The sequence below is a fragment of the Paraburkholderia kururiensis JCM 10599 = LMG 19447 genome, from assembly GCF_003986935.1.
Classification (GTDB): domain Bacteria; phylum Pseudomonadota; class Gammaproteobacteria; order Burkholderiales; family Burkholderiaceae; genus Paraburkholderia; species Paraburkholderia kururiensis.
This window is the reverse complement of the sequence record NZ_RJZE01000003.1, coordinates 275,403-291,910: the sequence shown is the minus strand read 5'-3', so window position 1 is coordinate 291,910 and position 16,508 is coordinate 275,403. Positions and strand designations below refer to the sequence as shown.

Annotated in this window: 14 protein-coding genes; 11 read left to right on the top strand and 3 right to left on the bottom strand. The window is 63.4% G+C overall.

Going from position 1 to position 16,508, the window contains the following annotated elements; translation table 11 throughout:
- Nucleotides 1–212 precede the first annotated feature (212 nt).
- The 4 genes from PKKP23_RS05405 (at nucleotide 213) to PKKP23_RS05390 (ending at nucleotide 6,182) form a co-directional block, all read left to right on the top strand.
- A complete protein-coding gene (locus tag PKKP23_RS05405; RefSeq protein ID WP_240658757.1) occupies nucleotides 213–2,330 on the top strand; it encodes a TonB-dependent siderophore receptor in 2,118 nt (705 codons plus the stop codon).
- 23 nt (nucleotides 2,331–2,353) lie between these two features.
- Nucleotides 2,354–3,322: an ABC transporter substrate-binding protein gene (locus tag PKKP23_RS05400; protein WP_240658755.1), complete on the top strand. Its 969-nt coding sequence runs from the start codon at nucleotides 2,354–2,356 to the stop codon at nucleotides 3,320–3,322.
- Nucleotides 3,319–5,313, top strand: a complete 1,995-nt coding sequence (gene fhuB / locus PKKP23_RS05395) for a Fe(3+)-hydroxamate ABC transporter permease FhuB (RefSeq protein WP_126876082.1) — start codon at nucleotides 3,319–3,321, stop codon at nucleotides 5,311–5,313. Before PKKP23_RS05400 ends, fhuB begins: the two co-directional genes overlap by 4 nt.
- A 77-nt stretch (nucleotides 5,314–5,390) precedes the next feature.
- Nucleotides 5,391–6,182, top strand: coding sequence for a 4'-phosphopantetheinyl transferase family protein (locus PKKP23_RS05390; protein ID WP_161978074.1), 792 nt, complete (start codon nucleotides 5,391–5,393; stop codon nucleotides 6,180–6,182).
- Nucleotides 6,183–6,240: 58 nt separating this feature from the next.
- Here PKKP23_RS05390 and PKKP23_RS05385 read toward each other — a convergent pair whose 3' ends face one another.
- On the bottom strand, nucleotides 6,241–7,197 hold the full coding sequence (locus PKKP23_RS05385) for a LysR family transcriptional regulator (protein ID WP_126876138.1): 957 nt from the start codon (nucleotides 7,195–7,197) through the stop codon (nucleotides 6,241–6,243).
- A gap of 216 nt (nucleotides 7,198–7,413) precedes the next feature.
- Between PKKP23_RS05385 and PKKP23_RS05380 the strand changes: the two genes are divergently transcribed.
- From PKKP23_RS05380 to PKKP23_RS05370, 3 genes are read left to right on the top strand one after another with little or no spacing between them, the layout of a single operon-like run.
- On the top strand, nucleotides 7,414–8,724 hold the full coding sequence (locus tag PKKP23_RS05380) for an MFS transporter (protein ID WP_126876080.1): 1,311 nt from the start codon (nucleotides 7,414–7,416) through the stop codon (nucleotides 8,722–8,724).
- Nucleotides 8,725–8,754: 30 nt separating this feature from the next.
- Nucleotides 8,755–10,020, top strand: coding sequence for a Zn-dependent hydrolase (locus PKKP23_RS05375; RefSeq protein WP_126876137.1), 1,266 nt, complete (start codon nucleotides 8,755–8,757; stop codon nucleotides 10,018–10,020).
- 23 nt (nucleotides 10,021–10,043) lie between these two features.
- Nucleotides 10,044–11,069 (top strand): histone deacetylase family protein, encoded by a 1,026-nt coding sequence (locus tag PKKP23_RS05370; protein ID WP_126876079.1) that lies wholly within the window; start codon nucleotides 10,044–10,046, stop codon nucleotides 11,067–11,069.
- Between the two features lie 105 nt (nucleotides 11,070–11,174).
- On the opposite strand, the gene gcvA is transcribed toward PKKP23_RS05370, so the two are convergent.
- Nucleotides 11,175–12,104 carry a transcriptional regulator GcvA gene (gcvA, locus tag PKKP23_RS05365; RefSeq protein WP_126876078.1) on the bottom strand — a complete coding sequence of 310 codons (930 nt, stop codon included), beginning with the start codon at nucleotides 12,102–12,104 and terminating at the stop codon, nucleotides 11,175–11,177.
- 131 nt (nucleotides 12,105–12,235) lie between these two features.
- On the opposite strand from gcvA, the gene PKKP23_RS05360 reads away from it, so the two are divergent.
- Nucleotides 12,236–12,940: an SDR family oxidoreductase gene (locus PKKP23_RS05360; RefSeq protein ID WP_126876136.1), complete on the top strand. Its 705-nt coding sequence runs from the start codon at nucleotides 12,236–12,238 to the stop codon at nucleotides 12,938–12,940.
- Between the two features lie 350 nt (nucleotides 12,941–13,290).
- Here PKKP23_RS05360 and PKKP23_RS05355 read toward each other — a convergent pair whose 3' ends face one another.
- A complete protein-coding gene (locus PKKP23_RS05355; protein WP_126876077.1) occupies nucleotides 13,291–14,298 on the bottom strand; it encodes an AraC family transcriptional regulator in 1,008 nt (335 codons plus the stop codon).
- A 104-nt stretch (nucleotides 14,299–14,402) separates the two neighbouring features.
- Here PKKP23_RS05355 and PKKP23_RS05350 point away from each other — a divergent pair, with 104 nt between their 5' ends.
- The 3 genes from PKKP23_RS05350 (at nucleotide 14,403) to PKKP23_RS34005 (ending at nucleotide 16,424) form a co-directional block, all read left to right on the top strand.
- A complete protein-coding gene (locus PKKP23_RS05350) occupies nucleotides 14,403–15,440 on the top strand; it encodes an SDR family oxidoreductase (RefSeq protein WP_126876135.1) in 1,038 nt (345 codons plus the stop codon).
- A gap of 206 nt (nucleotides 15,441–15,646) precedes the next feature.
- On the top strand, nucleotides 15,647–16,216 hold the full coding sequence (locus PKKP23_RS05345; protein ID WP_126876134.1) for a YdeI/OmpD-associated family protein: 570 nt from the start codon (nucleotides 15,647–15,649) through the stop codon (nucleotides 16,214–16,216).
- Between the two features lie 13 nt (nucleotides 16,217–16,229).
- Nucleotides 16,230–16,424, top strand: a complete 195-nt coding sequence (locus PKKP23_RS34005) for a hypothetical protein (RefSeq protein ID WP_126876076.1) — start codon at nucleotides 16,230–16,232, stop codon at nucleotides 16,422–16,424.
- Nucleotides 16,425–16,508 lie beyond the last annotated feature (84 nt).

Genomic DNA, 16,508 nt, shown 5'->3' with positions numbered 1-16,508 from the left:
CAACAACACAAGTGTTTTACGTAATGAGAGTGATTTGCGTTTACATTCATAGCGAATTTTGAGAATATTTCGCGACATCAAGATCGGCATCGAACGGGGTAAAGCGAGCAATGAGAACGGGAAGACACAAGAAAATTTCACGGATATCGGCCGCACGCGGGCAGCATCGCGGATTGCGCCTGCGGCCTCTATGTGCCGCCTTGACGTCGGCCATGCTGGCCGTCAGCGCACACGCAGTGGGTGAGGAAAGCGCACCCGCCGCAGCCGCCGCAGCATCGGACGCGCAAGTGTTGCCGGTGGTCAACGTTCGCGGGCAGTCGGCTCAGGCGCCGGACGGCCCGGGCGTGGGCTATGTCGCCACGCGCTCGAAGACCGGTACCAAGACCGATTCCGCGCTGCTCACGAACCCGCAGAGCATCTCCGTCATCACGCGCCAGCAGATGGACGACCAGGGCGCGCAGACGGTGGACCAGGCATTGCGCTACACCGCGGGCGTCTACACGCAGGACGGCACCGACGTCCGCTTCGACCAGTTGTACGGCCGCGGCTTCACGCTGGACTCGTATCTCGACGGACTTCATCTCTATCAATCGCCGCGCTTTGCAACGCCGCGTATCGATCCATATTTCATCGAGCGCATGGAGGTGCTCCACGGTCCCGCCTCGGTGCTTTACGGACAGGGTAGCCCCGGTGGCCTCGTGAGCTACGTGAGCAAGCTGCCGACCGAAACGCCTTATCACGAAGTGATGATGCAGATCGGCAACCACAACAATTACCAGCTCGGTTTCGACTTCAGCGGACCCGTGGACAAGGACGGCACCGTCCTTTACCGGATCACCGGCCTTGGCCGCACCGCGGAAACGCAGGTGAGCGACATCAAGGACCAGCGCATTGCGATCCAGCCTTCGGTGACGATCCGGCCTGACCGCAACACGACCCTCACGCTGCAGGGCAGCTTCCAGCGAGACCCGAACGGCGGCCTGTTCAATCCCGTGCCGGCAGGGGCCACGCTGTTCAGTAATCCAAACGGTCATCTTGGGCCGGACCAGTATTTCGGCGACCCGAACCGGGACGGCATGCACCGCACGCAGTACTGGTTCGGCTACCAGTTCGAGCACGCGTTCAACGACACGTTCAGCGTGTCGCAAAACGTTCGCTACCTGCACATCGACGACCACTACTATCAGACGTCGGTCACCAGTGCCCTCGCGGCGAACAAGCGCACCGTCTCGATGTGGGCGAACGTCGACAACGAGCACTACTCGCAATTCGAAGTCGATACCCACGCTCAGGCGAAATTTGCGACGGGCAGCGTTGCGCACACGGTGCTCTTCGGCGTGGACTACCAGCGCTCGATGCTCGGCGACACGGAAGGCAACGGCGTGGTGGGCACCGTGGACCTCTACAACCCGAATTTCTCGTCGCTACCCACGCAGCAGGCGAATACGCGGCTTGACTACTCGCTGAGCCAGGTGGGCGTCTATGCACAGGACGAGGCGCGCTGGCGCAAATGGGTGCTGACCTTTGGCGTGCGTGAAGACTGGGCAGGCGGCAATCAGCAAACCACGTCGTTGACCACGGGCAGTTCCACCACCTACCACGTGAACAACCACGCCTTCACGTGGCGCGCGGGCCTGGCCTATGAGTTCGATAGCGGTATTGCGCCGTACGTCAGCTATGCGAAGTCTTTCCAGCCGGTGCTCGGTGCCACGTATGCCGGCGCGCCGTTTGCGCCGACCACCGGCAAGCAGGTGGAAGCGGGCGTGCGCTATCAGCCGCGCGGGTTCGACGGTTACTTCTCTGTTGCCGCCTTCAACCTCACGCAGAACAACGTCTCCGTGGTGGACCCGTCGCACGCGGGCTTCGTTATCCAGACCGGCCAGATCCGCTCCCGCGGCATCGAGGTCGAGGCGCATGCGAACGTCACCGAGGAACTCAAGCTCATTGCGTCGTACGCGTTCGTCAATCAGATCGTGACCGAGAGCACGCGTTCGACGGGCAACTATGGCAAGCGCCCCACCATCGCGCCGCGCAACACGGCTTCGCTCTGGGCGGACTACACGTTCCACCACGGGCCGCTGCGCAACTTCGGCGTGGGTTCCGGCGTGCGCTACATGAGCAGTTCGGCGGGCGATGCCGCCAACACGTTCACTGTGCCGGGCCGCGTGCTCGTCGATGTCGGCGCGCATTACGACATTCAGAACTGGCGTCTCGCGCTCAACGTGTCGAACGTTTTCAATCGCGAGTACATCTCGTACTGCACGTCGTCGGCGGTGTGCTACTGGGGCGCCACGCGCACGGTGCTCGGCACGGCGCGGTATCAGTGGTGAGAATCGTTCGGAATCCTATGCCGATGCCGGATAACGATTCGGGCGCGAAGCGCGCTGCCTGTGTCGTGGCCGATGCCGGTTTTCGTCATGGAAGGCGAAGTGCGCTCTCGCGGCTGGTAGCGGCGACTGCGGCGTTCGCGTTGCCGGCAGGCTTCGCGTGGGCTCAGGCCGCGGTTGCCACTACCACGGCGTCCACGCCGCGGATCGTCGTGCTCGACTGGCCACTGACCGAGATCGTGTTGTCGATCGGCGTGGTGCCCGTCGGCGTTTCGCGGCCGCCGTGGTACCGCCTGCTCGATGGCGATCCGCCGTTGCCGGCGTCGGTTGTCGATACGGGGCTGCTCTATCAGCCGAACTTCGAAGTGATTGGCGCGCTGAAGCCCGACCTGATCGTGGTGACGCCGTGGCATGCGCCGCTCATGAGCCTGCTGCAACGAATCGCGCCCGCCCAGGTGGTGCCGCTTTTCGGACCCGGCATCGAGGTCTACCCGGCTGTACGCGCGGCGACACGCGAACTGGCGCAACGGCTGGACCGCACTGCCGCGGCCGATGCACTGTTTGCACGCGCCGACGCGGCGCTGGACAACGCATCGCAACGACTGACGCACTTTCGCGCGACGCGGCGGCCTGTCTATCTGCTGCATCCCATCGACGATCGCCACCTATCTGTGTTCGGCAAAAACAGCCTGTTCGGCGGCGTGATGGCGCAACTTGGCATCGACAACGCCTGGCGCGGCCCGACCGACGCTCAAGGTACGACGCAAGCGGATCTTGCCGCACTCGCGCACGACAGGGATGCGCAAGCGGTCGTCATCGGCGTGCCGCCCGGCGCGGCGATGCAGCTGCAAAAGAGTCCCGTGTGGCGCGCGCTGCCCTTCGTTCAACAGGATCGTGTGCAGTCGATTGCATCGTTGCCGGCACTCGGCGGATTGACGACGTCCATGCGTTTTGCGAGCGCCCTTGCGCAGGCGCTTGAGGGAGCGGGGACTTGAATCGCCTTACGAACGCCACACACGCCGACAGTACGCCGCGCGCGTGGTATCTCGCCACGTTTCTGATTCTCGCGACGGTTGCGCTAGGAGCCCGCACGCTCGCGACGCAATTGCCCGTCGCGCAATGGCCCGGGATCGTATCGATAAGCGCCGATGCGTCATTGCCGCAGATCGTGGCGCACTACGCCTGGCTGCCGCGTCTCGTCGTTTCGTTGATAGCGGGTGCCGCCCTGTCGCTCGCGGGCGTCGTCTTCCAGCAGGTCTTGCGTAACCCACTCGCGGAGCCGTTGACCCTCGGCGTCTCCGCAGGGGCGTATTTCGCGTTGACGGTGGCATCCATCGTGGTGCCGTCACTCGCGCTGGATGGGCGCTTCTCCATTGCGTTCGCGGGCTCCGCGCTCGCCATGCTCGCGACGATGGCGCTCGCGTGGCGCAAGGGTTTCGCCGCAGTTTCCGTCGTGCTGGCCGGCATGATCGTGAATCTCTATTGCGGCGCGCTTTCCGTATTGCTCACGATTGTCTACGAGCGTTCGCTCACGTCCGTGTTCATCTGGGGCGGTGGCTCGCTCGTGCAAGGCGGATGGGCAACCGCAACCTGGCTCGCACCGCGTGTCGTCCTGTGCGCGATCGGCGCCGCGCTGCTCGTGCGGCCGCTCACGCTCTTTTCGCTCGACGATCGCGGCGCACGGCAACTGGGCCTTTCCGTTGCGTGGGCACGCTTCGCGGCGCTCGGTATCGCCGTGTTGCTGAGCGCGTTTGTCACCAGCGCGGTGGGCGTCATCGGTTTCATTGGACTGGGTGGTCCGGCACTCGCGCGAGCAATGGGCGCGTGCCGGCCTCAGGAGCAGATGCTGTGGGCGCCGCTCGCCGGCGCGATGTTGCTTACGCTTGCCGACCAGGCGGTGCAAAGTCTGCCGGGCATGATGGGCGAGATGCTTCCGACCGGCGCGGTGACGGGGCTGCTCGGCGGGCCGCTTCTGCTCTGGATGCTGTACCGCATGCGCGTGCAAGGCCCGCAGCCTGCGTTGTGGGATGGCGAGCCCGCACGCGGCTCCGCGCGTCGGGCCTCGCTACTGTTGGGCGCGCTGCTCGTCATCGCCATCGTGGTCTCGCTGCGTTTTTCTATGTCAGTGCACGGCTGGGCGTGGACCGGTGCACGGCAATGGGCGGACGTCGAATTCTGGCGGATGCCGCGGCTCGTCGCTTCGCTCGGTGCCGGCGTGATGGTCGCGCTCGCGGGCACGCTGCTGCAACGCGTAACCGGCAATCCGATGGCAAGCCCCGATTTGCTGGGCGTAAGCGGAGGCGCGATGCTCGGCATGCTCGCCGCCGCGATCCTGGTGGGACCGTCTACGCCGGCATTGCTGACGGGGGCATCGGCGGGCGCGTTGACGAGTCTTGTCGCGCTCGTCGCCATCGGGCGACGTAGCGGCTTCGCGCCCGAACATCTGCTGCTCGCGGGCATTGCAATCAGTGCGTTGTCCCAATCGGTCGTCGTGCTTGCAACAGCGAGCGGCGGTGCTTACGCGAGTGTGCTGCGCGCCATGCTTTACGGCTCCACTTACGCGATGCTTCCCGCGACTGCTATCGCTGTGGCGACCGCTGCCGTGGCGGGCGCAGCCATAACCTCGATCAGTGTGCGATGGCTCGACATCCTGCCTCTCGGCAGTGCCGTTTCGGACGCGCTCGGCGTTCGCACGCGACACGCGCGACTGTGGCTGCTTGCGGTGGCGGCTGCGCTGACGGCAGGCGCGACAGTGGTGATCGGGCCGATGTCGTTCGTCGGCTTGATGGCGCCGCACCTTGCGCGGCTGATGGGGTTCTCACGGGCGCGCTCGCAGATGCTCGTGGCAGGGTTGGTTGGCGCGCTGCTGATGGTGCTTTCCGACTGGCTGGGCCGCAACGTCGTGTTTCCGCAGCAGATGCCGGCCGGCATTATCGCGACGCTTATTGGCGGTCCGTACCTGATGTGGCTGTTGCGGCGCAAATGACTCGACGCTGACCAGGCGGTCGGGCGGGTTGCGTAGTACGACGCCAGTCAGAAATGGCGAGACTCACGGGAGTTGGCATGACCGGGCGAGACGAATCGAAGGTGCCGCGTGCAAGCCACTCCGTGACGGTGCTGCACGCCACGGCGGCAGCGTTATGGCACGACGCTCGCCATGCCTGTGACGACGCACTGGCGCGCGGCTTCACCTTCGTGCTCGTCCTGAACGGGGCCGAGGCTTTCGGCGATGACAGCCTGCTGATGGACGAAGACCGCCAGCGGTCGGCGCGCTTCCATCAGCCTTCGGATCGCCACAACTTCGTGCTGGGGCGCACGATGGTTCATCACCTGGTGCGCTCCTGTGGTGCCTCTACACCGTACGCGTTCCGTCTCGGCCCCTATGGGAAGCCGTTCTTGCCCAACACCCCTGCCTTCAGTCTTTCGCACTCCGGCCGATGGATTGCGTGTGCCGTAAGCCGGCACGATCCTGTGGGCATCGATCTCGAAACATTCACGCGCCTCGGCGATTACCGGGACCTGCTGCCTGCGGTGGCCCATCCGGCCGAACGACGATGCATCGGCGAGGCGATGCCGCATGAGCGGCTGCCTTTGTTCCAACGCTGCTGGGCTCGCAAGGAAGCGATTTTGAAAGCCACCGGCGTGGGGCTCGCGGATGATCTGCAAAGTATCGACGTGCGCCTGGATCAGGACGAACCGCTGCTCAGCGACCCGGCGCCATTACGTGTGATCGATCTGCCCTTGAATGACGGGCAGGCAACCGCCGCGCTGGCGCAAGCGCCATGCGCTCAGGCGACCGTGGTGGTGAGGGTGGGCAGGGTGGACAGCGTGAGCGATGCCAGCGTGCCGAACTGAGCGACGGGAACAATGCGAGCGTATCGCTCGCCGGAATTGGTCTCGATACGTTCTTGCGTCACTTCCCCAGCCGCTCAGCGAGGGAATACTGGTGCATGCAGCGCTCCATGCTGTCGAGAAACGCCTGGTCCGCCGCGTTCATTCTGCGTTCGCGATGCCATAGCAGGAATACGTCGACGTCGATGAGCCCTTCGTCGGGCGGCAATTTCCACAGCCGTTGCTGGGCGAGATCGTCGCGCACGATATGTTCGGGCAGGCAGCCAATGCCATAGCCGGCGAAAACGAGCCGCCGGACTTCATCCAGACTCGGCGACGACGCGACGATTCGCCCGGTGAAGCCTTTCTGGTCGCGAAACACCGTCAATGGCGAAAGACTGTCGCCAATCTGGTCGCTCGTGAACGACACGAAGTTTTCTGCGAGCAGATCTTCCATCGCCAGCTGCGATTTGCCGAACAGCCGATGATGCCGCCCGCAGAACATCGCATAGCGCTGTCTCAGGAAGCACTGCATACCGAGCTTTTCGTGCGGCGTACGACACAGCGCCAACCCGGCCGTCGCCGTTTTCTGCAGCAGGGACGAGATGATGTCTGACGAGCGCATCACTTCGATCTGCAGATCGATGCGTGGATAGGCGCGGTGAAAGTCTGCAAGAAATTCGTCGTAGACCGGCGATTCGATGCGGCTGATTGTGAGCAGGCGAATCGTGCCGGAGATGTCGCCTGTGCGCTCGTCGAGATCGGTTTCGAGCCGCGAGATGTTGCCGTAAATGTCGCTGGCAATCTGATAAACGGCTTCGCCGGCCTCGGTTGGTGCGAAATACGGGCCGCGCCGCTCAATCAGCTTGCGCTCCAGTGTTTCCTCGAGGCGCCGCAGCGCCTGGCTCACGGCCGGCTGGGTCACGTGCAGCCGCGCCGCAGCGCGGCTCAGGCTGCGCTCCTGCATGATGACGAGGTACGTGCGCAGCAGGTTCCAGTCGAGCCGGTCGTTCAGAAAATTCGCGGGGTCCGCGCGCACCGTCATGCCTTTCGCGGCAGCCCGCCGCAGCCAGATCGAGTTAAGTATTAGCCAGATTTATGCGCGAAATAATAACTCGAAATTTGACTAATATTTTCTGGCTACCGATAAATGGCTCATGCGCGGGAAATAGGCCGGGCAAACCGCCCAGGCACTCACAACAATACGCACGCCGCCGGTCGCCACCATCACGCCGAACGTGCTTCAGGAGCCAGCATGACGCCATCCAGTTCTTCACTCCGCCAGCCCGGGCGCGCCGCCTTGGCAGCGTTCATCGGCACGATGATCGAGTGGTACGACTTCTATATCTACGCGACCGCGGCGGCGCTCGTGTTCGGCGAGTTGTACTTTCCCTCGGGCGACCGCTTCGTCAGCACGATGGCGTCGTTCGCGACCTTCGCGGTCGGCTTCTTCGCGCGGCCGCTGGGCGGCATCGTATTCGGCCATCTTGGCGACCGCATTGGTCGCAAGAACGCGCTGATGGTCACGTTGATGATGATGGGCGCCGCAACGGTTTGCGTCGGGCTGTTGCCGTCGTACGGAAGTGTGGGCGCGCTGGCGCCCGTACTGCTCGTGGCGCTGCGTATCGTGCAGGGCATCGCCGTAGGCGGCGAATGGGGCGGCGCGGTACTGATGGCGGGCGAGCATGCCCCGCCGGGCAAGCGCACGTTCTTTGCCTCGTTCGCGCAACTCGGCAGCCCTGCGGGCCTGATCCTGTCGCTCGTGGCGTTCCGCGCCGTGTCGTCGATGGACAAGGCCGACTTTCTCGCGTGGGGCTGGCGTCTGCCGTTTCTCGCGAGTGCGGTGCTGCTGGTCGTCGGTATCGTCATTCGGCTCGGCGTGAACGAGTCGCCGGAATTCGCGCGCGTGAAGGAAGCGAACCGCACGGTGAAACTGCCGGTGGCCGAGGTTTTCCGCTCGGCATGGGGCCTCGTGCTGCTGTGCATGGGCGCGAATACGCTGGGCATTGCGGGCGTCTATTTCACCAATACGTTCATGATTGCGTACACCACGCAATACGTCGGCGTGACGCGCTCGCTGATTCTCGACTGTCTGTTTGCGGTCGCGGTCATCCAGTTCCTGTGGCAGCCGGTGGCCGCATGGCTCGGCGAGCGTATGGGCGGCGTGCGCTTTCTCAAACTGATGGCGCTGCTCGCCATGATTTCGCCGTACCCCATGTTCGTGCTCGTGCAAGGCGGCACGCGGTTGCCGATGGTGTTCGGCATCGCCATTGCGACGGTGTGCATGTCGGGCTTCTATTCGGTGATCGCAGGCTTTGTCAGCGGCATATTCCCCACCCGTGTGCGCTATTCGGGCATTTCGCTCGCGTATCAGGTATGCGGCGCGATGGCGGGCGGTCTGACGCCGCTTGTCGGCACGTGGCTCGCGCATCGTTATGTCGGCCAATGGTGGCCGCTCGCGGTGTTCTATACGTGTCTCGCGGGCGTTTCGCTGATCTGCATCGTCGCGCTCGACGCACGGCGCGCAACGCACAGCGACGCAGCGGAAGCGCTCGGCGTGAACTGAAAGCATCAACCGGAATTCGACGCAATGACGATGAAACCTCTGTTGAAGGTCGATGGCGCGCGGCTGTGGCAAAGCCTCATGGACATGGCACAGATCGGCGCGACGCCGGGCGGCGGCGTGCGGCGGCTCGCGCTGAGCGAGGAAGACCGGCTAGGCCGGGCCCTGTTCGCGCAGTGGTGCCGCGAAGCGAATCTGACGGTCAGTGTCGATGAAGTGGGCAATCTGTTTGCCCGGCGTGACGGCACGAATCCGCACGCAGCGCCGGTACTGGTGGGCAGCCATCTCGACACGCAGCCGCATGGCGGCCGCTTCGATGGTGTCTACGGCGTGCTGGCTGCGCTGGAATTGGTGCGTGTTCTGAACGATGCCGGCGTCGTCACGGAAAAGCCGATCGAGATCGTATCGTGGACCAACGAGGAAGGCGCGCGCTTCACGCCCGCGATGCTGGGATCGGCGGTGTTTACCGGCGCCATGCCGCTTGCGGATGCGCTCGCCAGACGCGACGCACACAACGTCAGTCTTGCGGACGCTTTGAGTGCGACCGGTTATCGCGGCACGCGAGCGACCGGCACGCCGGTGGATGCGTATTTCGAGGCGCATATTGAACAGGGCCCGGTGCTTGAAGCAAATGGCACGCAGATCGGCGTCGTCACAGGCGGCCAGGCGATCCGCTGGCTCGACGTCACGGTGACCGGCATGGCGGCGCACGCGGGCACCACGCCCATGCCGTACCGCAAGGATGCGCTGTTTGCCGCCGCCCAGATCGCGCTCGAACTGGAGCGCATCGTGGCGGGCTATGCGCCGCGCGGACTTGCCACGATTGGCGAGATCGGCATTCCGGATGCGTCGCGCAACACGATTGCGGGACAGGTGTCGTTCACCGTCGATCTGCGCCATCACGACGACGGCGAAGTGGACGCGATGAGCGAAGCGTTGCGCGATACGTGCGCGCACATTGCCGCGCAGCGCGGTGTACAGGTCGCTGTAGACACGTACTGGCGCAGCGCTGCTACGCCGTTCGACGGCTCGTGCGTCACGCTCGTGCAGGACGCCGTGAAGGCGCTCGGCTATACCAGCGAGCGCATCGTGAGTGGCGCGGGGCACGATGCGATTCTGCTGGCGAGCCATTGTCCGACCGCGATGGTCTTCATTCCATGCGTTGGTGGTCTGTCGCACAACGAGGCGGAAGACGCGCTGCCGGACGACGTCACGCGTGGCGCGAATGTGCTGCTCAATGCGGTGCTTGCGCGCGCCGGCACCACATCTGCCTCTACCTCCACCGTGGATTCACACTGAACCATCGCAGAAAAGGTGTTCCGATGAAGACGTACTTTCACCCTGCACAGTTGCTGCACCATCCGCGCAGTTACCTGTCGCGCGGCCAGATGCGCGCCCCGCAGGAAGTGCCTGAGCGCGCGTCGCGTCTGGTTGCCGCCGCGCGCTCGCTGGGCTTCGACGTGCGGGAACCCGCCGACCGCGGCGTCGCGCCGCTCGCCGCGGTGCACGACATGAACTACCTGCGGTTCCTTGAAGAAGCACATCGCGACTGGAAGAAAATGCCCGACGACTGGGGCGATGAAGTGATGTCGAATGTCTACGTGCGCGAGCCCAATCCGCTGCGCGGCGTGCTCGCGCAAGCGGCGCGCTATCTGGCCGACGGCAGTTGTCCCATCGGCGAGAACACGTGGCGGGCCGCCTATTGGTCCGCACAAAGCGCGCTGGCTGCCGCGGCGGACATCAATGAAGGTGCGCACGAAAGCTGGGCGCTGTGCCGGCCGCCCGGCCATCATGCGCGGCGCGATGCAGCGGGCGGGTTCTGCTATCTGAACAACGCGGCCATCGCGGCACAGGCGCTGCGCAGCCGCTTCGAGCGCGTCGCGATTCTCGATACCGACATGCATCACGGTCAGGGCGTGCAGGAAATTTTCTACGGGCGTGCCGACGTGCTCTACGTATCCATTCACGGCGACCCGACCAATTTCTATCCGGTCGTAGCGGGATATGAAGAAGAGACTGGCGCCGACGCAGGACAAGGCTTCAATGTGAACCTGCCGATGCCGCATGGTTCGTCCGAAGCCGTCTTTTTCGAGCGGGTGGACGCTGCGTTGCGTGTGCTGAACCGCTTTCAGCCCGATGTGCTGGTCCTTGCGCTTGGCTTCGACATCTATCGGGAAGATCCGCAATCGAAGGTGGCTGTCACGACCGAAGGGTTTGCGAGACTGGGCGAGACGGTCGGTGCGTTGCAACTGCCATCGGTGATCGTGCAGGAAGGCGGCTATCACCTCGGGACGCTCGCGGCGAATGCCGAGGCTTTCTTTACCGGTTTCGGCAGCCGACGGGGATAAGGCAACGTGCTCCGTACGTGATGCGCCTGATGCTCGTGAACGAAGACGTGCCGCCGCGTCGGTGTCGCGCGCTTCACGCATTCGGCCCGCGCAGTGAACAGTCGATCAGGGGTGAAGCGAGTTGATGGCGCTGTGTTGCCCGTCCTTGTTTCGCTGCGCGAGGAGCCAATCCCGCATGGCTCGCTTCGCGCCCGAATCCGATAAACCTTCGGGATACACGACGTAGTAGCCGAGTGAAAGAGCGAGCGAAAAATCGAAAATCCGGCGCAGCCTGCCTGCCGCAATGTCTCGCTCGACGAGGGGTTCGCTGGTCAATGCGATGCCCTGGCCGGCGGCGGCCGCATCGATAGCGAGTGCCGATTGATTGAAGCGTGGTCCTTTGGTGGGGTCGACTCGACTTCCCTGCTTCAGCGCAGCGATAAATTCCGGCCATAAGTCGTGTGCGTCGTGGAGCAGCACGTGCCTCGCCAAATCCGATGGTTTGGTCAGCGGCTTGGGACCGTCGAGCAGCGACGGACTGCCTACCGCGAAAATCTCGAGAGGAAACAGCAACTCGCCGACAAGCCCTTTGCCGAAAGGCGACTTGCTGAGGCGAATGGCGATGTCGACGCCATCGGCCTTGAACGTGCATAGCTTTTCGTCGGCGATGATGCGCACTTCGACTGCCGGATGGGATTCACTGAATTCGGACAGTCTGGGAATAAGCCATTTCGACGCGAAAGACGGGGGCGTGCTGATCGTGAGCGACGATGACCGGCGATTGAGGGCTTCCGTAGCGTCCTGGATGATGTTCAGCGCGCGTTGGACCGCGGAAAAATACGCAAGGCCCTCCGTTGTAAGCGCGAGCCCTCGCGGCAGCCGTTCGAAAAGCCGAAGCGACAAAGCATTTTCGAGATGGCGAACCTGCTGCGCGACGGCCCCTTGGGTGACGCCGATTTCTTCGGCGGCCAGCCTGAAATGGAGATTGCGTGCCGCCGCCTCGAATGCGCGCAGGGCATTGAGCGGAGGTAAGGCGGGTGTTTTTCGCGTATCCATGGTGCAGAAAATCTACTGGCAGACCGGAGAAATCATCATTCGACATTGACATTGTATCGTCCTATATTGCGGCGAAAAGCAGCAAAAAGGCGCCTGCTTCCAGTGGTCGACCCATCCATCCGGAGAACATCATGGCTGTAGAAAAAGTAGCGATCGTGACGGCAGCAGGCAAGGGCATGGGCGCGGCGATAGCAAGGGAACTTGCAGCCACCGGCTATAGGGTCGCGCTGATGTCGCCGTCGGGCAGCGCTATCGAACTGGCAAGGGAACTGGGCGGTTTCGGAATGTCGGGGTCGGTGACCGAGGTGGCCGATATTGACCGTCTGGTGCGCGAAACGCTCGAGAAGTATGGTCGTATCGATGCGGTCGTGAACAACACGGGCCACCCGCCCAAGGGCGACCTGCTATCCATCGAAGACGAGCAGTGGCACGCCGGCCTCGATCTGATCGTGCTTAACGTGGCACGTGTGCTGCGCCGCGTGACGCCGGTCTTTCAGGCTCAAGGCGGCGGGGCGGTGGTCAATATTTCCAGCTTCGCGGCGGATGCGCCCGAGCAGGCGATGCCGGTATCGTCCGCGCTTCGTGCGGCACTCAGTTCGTTCACGCGCCTGTATGCGGATCGTTACGCGAAGGAGAACATTCGTATCAACTCCGTGCTGCCCGGTTTCATCGATAGCTGGCCGGAGACGCCCGAAATCGTTGCGCGAATCCCGGCCGGCCGTTTCGGCAAGACCGAAGAAATCGCAAAGACCGTCGCATTCCTGCTGTCTGAGGGCGCCGGCTACATCACCGGCCAGAACATCCGTGTGGATGGCGGGATTGTGCGCGCGCTGTAATTGTTGCGGGACGCCATGCTTCGTGTCGGTGCCGCGCCTGTCGCGCCCGGCCTCGCGTGCGCATCGTCATTGATGCCCTCTGTGCTCGATGACAGGACCGCCAGAACGTTGTCTCGCGGTCGTCCCATTTCAAGCGGTGCCTGATTCCGGCGACTACGACGTTCTGTGTGCTGCTGGTGAACGGCGCATACAGGTACACGTCGGCAACGGCATGGGGCCCGGACTTCCGTTGGAACGTGTCGAAGATATAGACGGCGGTGCGTTTCGGCAGGCTGTAGTCGATGCTGAACTGGGCACAGCGGCGCAGGCGCGTGACCTTGCGCCAGCCGGTTCAACACATGGGTCGTGGTTCAGGCTTCTTCCTCGCGAGCGCCGCGGGTCCCGCTTTCAGCGGTGCGGGACGCGGCAGCCCGCGCGAGATGGCGGTACGCCTTCGGCGAATGGCCGGTCATGCGCTTGAAGGCGTTGCTGAAGGCACTTTCGGACGAGTAACCGAGCGACTGCGCAACCGCGGCCACCGGCGTGTTCTCGTCGCGCAGCGTGCGTTCGGCAAGGCGCATGCGCCACTGCGCGAGATAGGTCAGCGGCGCGACACCCGCGCTCGTCCTGAAGTGGAAAGCGAACGTGGTGCGGGACATCGCGCATGCGCTTGCCAGCTCATCGAGATGCCACGAGCGCGCAGGGTCGTCGTGCATCAAGCGGAGCGCGGGCGCGATGCGCGGGTTGCCCAACGCGCGCAGCCACCCCGACATGGGCGCAGATGTTTTCAGGTGGGCGCGCAGAATCTGGATGAAGAGCAGTTGCGAGAGTTGCGCCGAGACGAGCGCTGCGCCGGGCAGGTCGCCCGCACGTTCCTCCACGAGCTGGTCGAGAAGCCACCGGAAGGACGTGGCCTGCGGTGAAGCCGCCGGCACGTGAATCCACGGCGGCAGGACGTCCGACAGCAACTGCCCGCTTGCCGGGTCAAGCAGAACATGGCCGCCGATGTAGGCGAAGTCGCTGCCGTCGCCCAGCATGGCGGTCGATCTTCCCGCACCGGAAAACACGCTCATCGCGTCCATGGGCGCGACGCCCGGGTCACTGGCGAGCACGAAAGCGCGCTTCGCCGTCAGCAGGCCGACGTCCCCGGTTCCGAAGCGAATGGGCTCCGTCTCGCCGTCGATGCAAACCCAGCAGGCACCCTTCACCACGGCGAAGAACTTGATCTTTTCCGGTACCGGAAAACGGATGGCCCAGGTGCCGCCGGCCGTGAAGCCACCTGTCACCAGCGATTCGGCGTTCGTGAATTTGAGGATGTCGGAGAAGGGATCGGCACTCATGATCGTACTGTCGCGCAAGCAAGTCGGACTATAGAGCATTAACAGTGCGGAGGTTGCGCCTTAATCTTCCGGTTCTTCGTCCCGGGACATTCAAGGCGATGCCATCAAACGCCTGCCGGCGGACGGCCATCATGGAAATCCACATGACCAGCAAAAGCAACGACACAGGGGTTCTCGTCACGGGAGGAACCGGATTCATTGCGCAGCACTGCATTCTGGTGCTGCTGAACGAGGGTTATCGCGTGCGGACCACGGTTCGTTCGCTGACGCGCGAAGCCGAGGTGCGCGAAAACCTCGGCAGAGGCGGGGCCGAACCTGGCGATCGCCTGTCATTCGTCGCTGCCGATCTGTGTTCGGACGAAGGCTGGACTGAGGCTGCAGCCGGCTGTGCCTACGTGATACACGGGGCGTCACCGACACCCACCGGCACTCAGGCAAGCGAAGAGGACTGGATCAGGCCCGCGGTTGATGGCAATTTGCGGGTGCTGCGCGCCGCGCGCGATGCTGGTGCCCGGCGCGTGGTGCTGACCTCCGCTTTCGGGGCGATTTGTGCGGGACATGGACCCATGACGCGGCCTTTCAATGAGACCGACTGGAGCGACCTGACGAGCACGAATGTCTGGCCCTATCAGAAGTCGAAGACGCTGTCGGAACGCGCGGCCTGGGACTTTATCGCCCGGGAAGGGCGGGGTCTGGAGTTGTCTGCCATTAACCCCGTCACGGTGCTCGGACCTGTGCTTGGCGCCGACTATTCGCACTCCATCCGGTTGATCAAGAACATGCTGGACGGCCAGCCGGGAAACCCGAAAATCAATTCGGGTTTTGTCGACGTGCGGGACGTTGCGGATCTGCATCTGCGAGCCATGACTCATGAAGCCGCCAGCGGCGAGCGCTTTCTTGCCATTGCCGGCGAAAGCATGTGGCTCGCGGACGTGGCTAAAGTGCTGAAAGCGCGCATGGGGCCGGCTGCCGGCAAGGTATCCACACGGGTACTGCCTAACTGGCTGGTGCGCCTTGGCGCACTTAGGGATCCAGCGTTGAGAGGGTCGCTGCCGCTGCTGGGCTTGAATCTGAATGCCACCGGCGAAAAGGCCATGCGCCGGCTGGGCTGGTCGCCCCGCCCGCGGGAAGAGGCCATCGTTGCCACGGCTGAAAGCCTCATGCGGCTCTCCGGCAGCTAGGCGCGAAGCTTGAGAGGTCGACTGCGACTGAACGATTGCTTTCATTCCGAATGTCATCGGCATTCGCGTGCCTGAGCGAATCATTCCGATGGATATGCGCTGACGGCTCGATGACTCGGGTATTCCCAAATCTGCGCAAATCGGTAATCTGCGAGGTTTCGGTGAACGAAAAGCCTCGCTGCCTGAATGCAACCTTGGGATCTTCCATGACTGAGCCTCGGCTGACATTTCTCGATCAGAATGAATGGGAAAACTGGTTGACGCAAAACGGCAGTACCTCGACCGGGATATGGCTGCGCCTCGCCAAAAAGGGCGCCGGGCAGCCTGCCTTGACTTACGAACAGGCGCTAGAGAGTGCGCTTTGTCATGGCTGGATCGACGGTCAGAAACAGGCGGAAAGCGAAGAATACTGGCTGCAACGCTTCACCCGGCGCTCCGCGAAAAGCATCTGGTCTCGGCTCAACAGAGACCGGGCCGAAGCGCTGATCGCCGCAGGCCGAATGCTTCCCTCGGGCATGCGGGAAATCGGAAAGGCCAAAGAGGATGGCCGCTGGGAGGCCGCCTATACGTCAGCCAGCAACTCGGTCGTACCGGACGACCTGCAGGCCGCGCTGGATGCCAATCCCAAGGCCAGCGCGTTCTTTGCGACGCTGAATAGCCGAAACCGCTACGCCATTCTGTTCCGGATACAAAACGCCAAAAAGCCGGCAACACGGGCGCGCAAGATCGAGGAGTTCATCGGCATGCTGAATCGCGGCGAAACCATTCATCCCTAGACCACGAAGTTCGATGGTCGACATCGCACCAGGCTTCGGCGTAGGTGTGAAGTTGAATTCGGCGGACTTCCAGCGTGGTGGTTTCGAGCCGCAGGGCGCAGTGATGGTGGTGCGTTGGTTGAATGCAGGAACACGAACCGCGGGCGAGCATGAAATGGAGGGGCGATGTCACGCCTGTACTCGCACCGCGTACTTCCACCTTCGCTGATATGCATTTCGCTGCGTGGAATAAGGGGCGAGTCCATGGCATTGCGCCGCATGCGGGTGCATCATGAGGGCTCACTGAGGAGGG